This window comes from Methanoregula sp. (assembly GCF_002835825.1).
Lineage (GTDB): Archaea > Halobacteriota > Methanomicrobia > Methanomicrobiales > Methanospirillaceae > Methanoregula.
Window position 1 is genome coordinate 1 of the sequence record NZ_PIZH01000209.1, and the last position, 4,079, is coordinate 4,079.

A 4,079-nucleotide genomic window follows, 5' to 3' on the forward strand; every position below is an offset into this window, starting at 1 on the left:
TTACCCCGCCCCGTTCTCCTGTTTTTCATCATCGGGCTTCTTTTTTGCCAGTCCGCAGGGATACCCATCCCAACCGGGGGCCGGTACAGGATCTGCTTTTTTCCCATTGCCTTTTCGGCTGCGTATCGTCCCGCACAATGTTAGTACACCGTCCGACCCCCCTGCCCCACCAATTGCCCGGCTTGCACCCGGGGTTCCTGTTTTCCGTCGTAAAAACCGGGGCATTCCGGAAAAAACGGGCCCGGGCCGTGAGTTGGTGAGGGGGGTCGGGCGGTGTACTTCCGTGCCGACCGGTTCTCCAGGCCATGGCACAAGTTCCGGAAATGAGGGTAAGGAAACGGGAAATTACGTCGGCAGGAGATCCTTTCATGATGAACCGTTTCACGCGCCAACCGGGCCGGGTGCGTGGTTTAGTACACCGCCCGACCCCCCCATCTCCCGTTCCGGCCCGGTATGTCCCATGATGCCCGTGCAAAGGATGATCAATGGATCCTATTCCGGTGTTGTCCCCCCTCAATAACTCCGGGCAGGTTGCAACCGGCCCCCATACGACGGGGTAATCTGACTTGGAAAACAGGGCCTTTTCAAAACTCTCAGGTCACTAAGGCACGTCGGGATCAGTCTTTTTTCCGGGATCCCGCAATCATGCAGAGCAGGCACCCGGCCAAGGCAATCCCGGCAACCGGCAGGAAGGGGTCCAGCGGCGTCTCCTCAGGCGGGTGTGCAGCAGGATGGAATTCGATATCAACTGTTGCATACCGGGGCATGACCGGGCGGAGACGATCGACCGGCCTGTCCACCACATACACCGTATACTTCCCGGGTTTCAGGGTGCCAAGGATCACTGACGTGTCCCAGGCATAGGTCCAGGTCCCACCCGCAAGCTGGACCGGAGCGGTCGTGAACATTCCCCTTCCGGCCGGAATGTTGAGGTTATCGAGCGCAACGCCGCGATTGTCGAGACCGTCCCCGGTAAGGAAGAGAAAGACCGCGATGGTGGTGGTCCCGCTGACCGTCCCGTTCAGGACGATGGTATCCCCGATGCGGGCGGTCTGGGGCGTTGCGTTGATGGTGAGGGTTGCTTCTGCTGCTACCGGCAGGGCGATGAACAGGAGTGCAGTAAGCACAAACAGCAGGCGCAACCCTTTCATGGAAAAAGCATGTGCTGTTGTGACATAAAAAAAAGTCCGATCTGACCCGTACCGGTCAGAACGTGACTACCATGACGGCTTCTTCCTCTTTTTTCAGTTCGCCCCGGAGGTGCCCGGCATCGAAATCATAGGCATCATGGGGATTATAGTCCTCGTACAGCTCGCACTTATCGAGGATATCGACAAACTCTTTTAAGAAGATCCGCGGGATGATATCGACCCGGCCCCCGAAACGGGTGGTAATCTTCCGGATCATCGCCCGGATGAAACGGTGGGAGATCCGTTCCCGGTCAGGTTCGGAATATGCCTGTGCATAGACGTCTACGACCCTGAGCGCAACGAGTTCAAGTTTTGCGGTGTCGAACTTTGAGAGAAGGATCTGCGGCTGCCGGGGATTTTTAAAATCGTCACTCTGGGTTACACTGATCCGGTCGTAGAGCGGGGGAAGAGAGCGGATCCCGCGTGACCCGTCAAACAATGCCGGTGTTCCCGTAAAGAGGAAGAAACAACGGGGCATCTCCCCCTTGTCAACGGCATCGATGAGCCGGACAAGGACCTGGTATGCCTTCTCGCGCTGGTTCCGCTGGAGTCCCTGGGTGGTCTCCAGCTCGTCAATGGCAATGACAAGACCGCTGTACCCGGCGCCATGGATGATCGAGACGAGCCCCTGGAGAAAGATGAAGGCAACGGAATCATCGATGTCGCCCTTTACTCCGGCTTTTGCCTTCAGTTCGCGGCCGATGTTCGGCTCCGCGGAGATCCACCCTAGTGCAGCCTGGGCGAGCGTGAAGTCGCCGGCATTTCCGGCCCGGTAATAGGTCCGCAAAGTAGCAGCAAGCGCGGAGTTCAGCGACGAGATCCCTGCAAGGGCGGCCTCGATCTCCCGTTCCGTTGCGGCTTCGAGTGCTGTATCATTTTCAGCATCCCCGCTGACAGAGAGGATCCGCTCCTCGATGTTGAAGAGCCAGGTGTCTATGATCGCTTTCAGGGCATGTTCTTCGCCAGTGGTCCGCAGGTTGGCACACACCTGCTGGTAAACCCCCCTGAGTTTGTGCAGGGGGGTTCCCGGGGAGATCACGATATGGGAGGTAACAAATCCCTTGGAACGGGCAATTTCGAGGGCCCGCGCAACAAGGAATGTCTTACCGCTGCCGTACTCCCCGCGGATGAACTTGAGGTCGCCGCCACCTCTTGCCACATAGTCCAGTTGTTTTCCGATAACTCCCTCTTCCACCTCGAGGCCGACAGCGATCCGCTCAAGGCCTCCCGCCGGAACTGTACCCCGCCGGAGCGCGTTGATGATGTTGATGCTTTCGAGCCGGTTCTTCTCCATCCGTTCAGGATCCGCAATACTCATAGATCTCTCCGTCCTCTCCCATCCCTTTCTTCGCAATCAGGCCGATGCCCTGGGATGCAGCCTTCTGCACCAGCCGGTTCACCACACCGGCAATCCTCCGCGTCCCCAGAAGCGTACGGAGCTCCATCTCGCTTGCCTTCCGGTGGTGGCGGAGGAACGCAACGATCTTCTGTTCCTGCTCGGTAAGGCCGAGTTGCTCTGTGACCATGCTCCCGGCCGGTGCGGTACCCGGTTTCTCCGCTGGCTGGTGCGCCGGCAGGACAGGACAATCGACAAGGGCGTGCTCCTTGCAGCGCACAAGAAGGGCAAGATAGTCTTCCATCGGTAATGTCTTCGGGTGTGCCGGCAGGGCATCGATGCCGCGGAGGCAGAAGTACTTGCATGCCGGGTAATCCGCCGTCGCCAGTGCATTCGCAGCCGAATGGAAAAATGCGTTTGCGAGGAGTTCCTTCTCTTCTGTTGAGAGCGATTCAGTCCGGTCCTCGAGCTTCCGGATCAACAGGTCCATTAAGCGCTTCATGGTGTGCATCCTTCCGCTCCCCTCGACAATGAGGGCAGCCACCCGCACAAGATCGGACCCTTTCCGGACATTGGAAAGGATATAGATCATCACCTTCTCGCACTCGCGTTCCTCCCCGTTTGCCGCTAGGAACAGCGCGTAGTCCAGCCCGCCGGAAAGGAAGTCCGCCCGGTATGCCCGGTAATACCAGGACCGGGCCATGGCAGGGTTTCCGGTCTCCTCGTAGAACCGGGCCGTCTCAAGCAGGCTTGCCACATTCAGGTCACGCGATACCGTATCCAGGAGGTGACGCTCCGCTTCATCTGCTGGCAGGGTGCGGATCAGGAACCTTCGGTACCCGCCAATGATTCTCCCGAGCATGACCATGTCCGATTTGGCAGCCAGTTCGTCCTGCACAAGGTGCTCGTACCGTTCCAATGCCCGTGCCGTATCTCCGGTAGCACCGAGCAAGTCGCACTCGGCAAGGCGGTATTCCGGATTGGCCGGGCAGATGGCGAGGAGATCGAACACAGCCTTCAGCGCATCCCGGGGTCTTCCCGCGGAATGGAGTGCATGGACATAATCGAAGAACAGGGGATCGTCCGGCCGATCCTTCAGGATGGAAGCATATGCTTCGAGCGCCCGGCCGGTGTCATACCGGGCAAGTGCATCAAGAGAGGTCCTGAGCATGGCAGGGTCTCGTGTTGACTCCCATGCAGAATGCGCATGCTCTGCTGCGGCCCGGAAGTCCTGTACCTGGAGGAGTGCTTCGATATATTCCGGTAAGAACGGCTGGATCCCTCCCTGCCCTTTGAGAATTGCAAGCGCATCCTCCCCCCTTCCGCAACCGATGAGCGCCCGTACCAGGTTACCGGTGTCCTTATCTGTTCCGGCCAGTTTCGTGAGATGGAGCAGTAATGGCAGGGCTCCCCGGAAGTCGGTATGGGAGAGGAGATACTGGGCATAACTCCTCAAAGCATCCTGGTTGGCCGGGTCCAGCCTGACTGCCTCAGCGTACCCGGATGTCTCCTCATCATCCCCCCTTGCCTCCACCACTTTTCCTCGGTAACTA

At 58.7% G+C, this 4,079-nt stretch carries 3 protein-coding genes; all 3 read right to left on the reverse strand.

Annotation, left to right across the window (positions count from 1 at the left end; genetic code table 11):
* Positions 1–617 precede the first annotated feature (617 nt).
* The gene (locus tag CW742_RS08325; protein WP_292419021.1) at positions 618–1,151 is read right to left on the reverse strand and encodes a hypothetical protein; all 534 of its coding nucleotides are present in this window, start codon (positions 1,149–1,151) and stop codon (positions 618–620) included.
* Positions 1,152–1,206: 55 nt separating this feature from the next.
* Positions 1,207–2,508: a BREX system ATP-binding protein BrxD gene (gene brxD, locus CW742_RS08330; protein WP_292419024.1), complete on the reverse strand. Its 1,302-nt coding sequence runs from the start codon at positions 2,506–2,508 to the stop codon at positions 1,207–1,209.
* On the reverse strand, positions 2,489–4,079 hold a 1,591-nt coding region (locus tag CW742_RS08335; protein ID WP_292419028.1), incomplete at its 5' end, for a hypothetical protein. The genes brxD and CW742_RS08335, both read right to left, overlap by 20 nt.

Coding starts and splice junctions, on each gene's coding strand:
- brxD (WP_292419024.1), bottom strand. CDS start 2,508: ATGAGTATTGCGGATCCTGAACGGATGGAGAAGAACCGGCTCGAAAGC.
- CW742_RS08325 (WP_292419021.1), bottom strand. CDS start 1,151: ATGAAAGGGTTGCGCCTGCTGTTTGTGCTTACTGCACTCCTGTTCATC.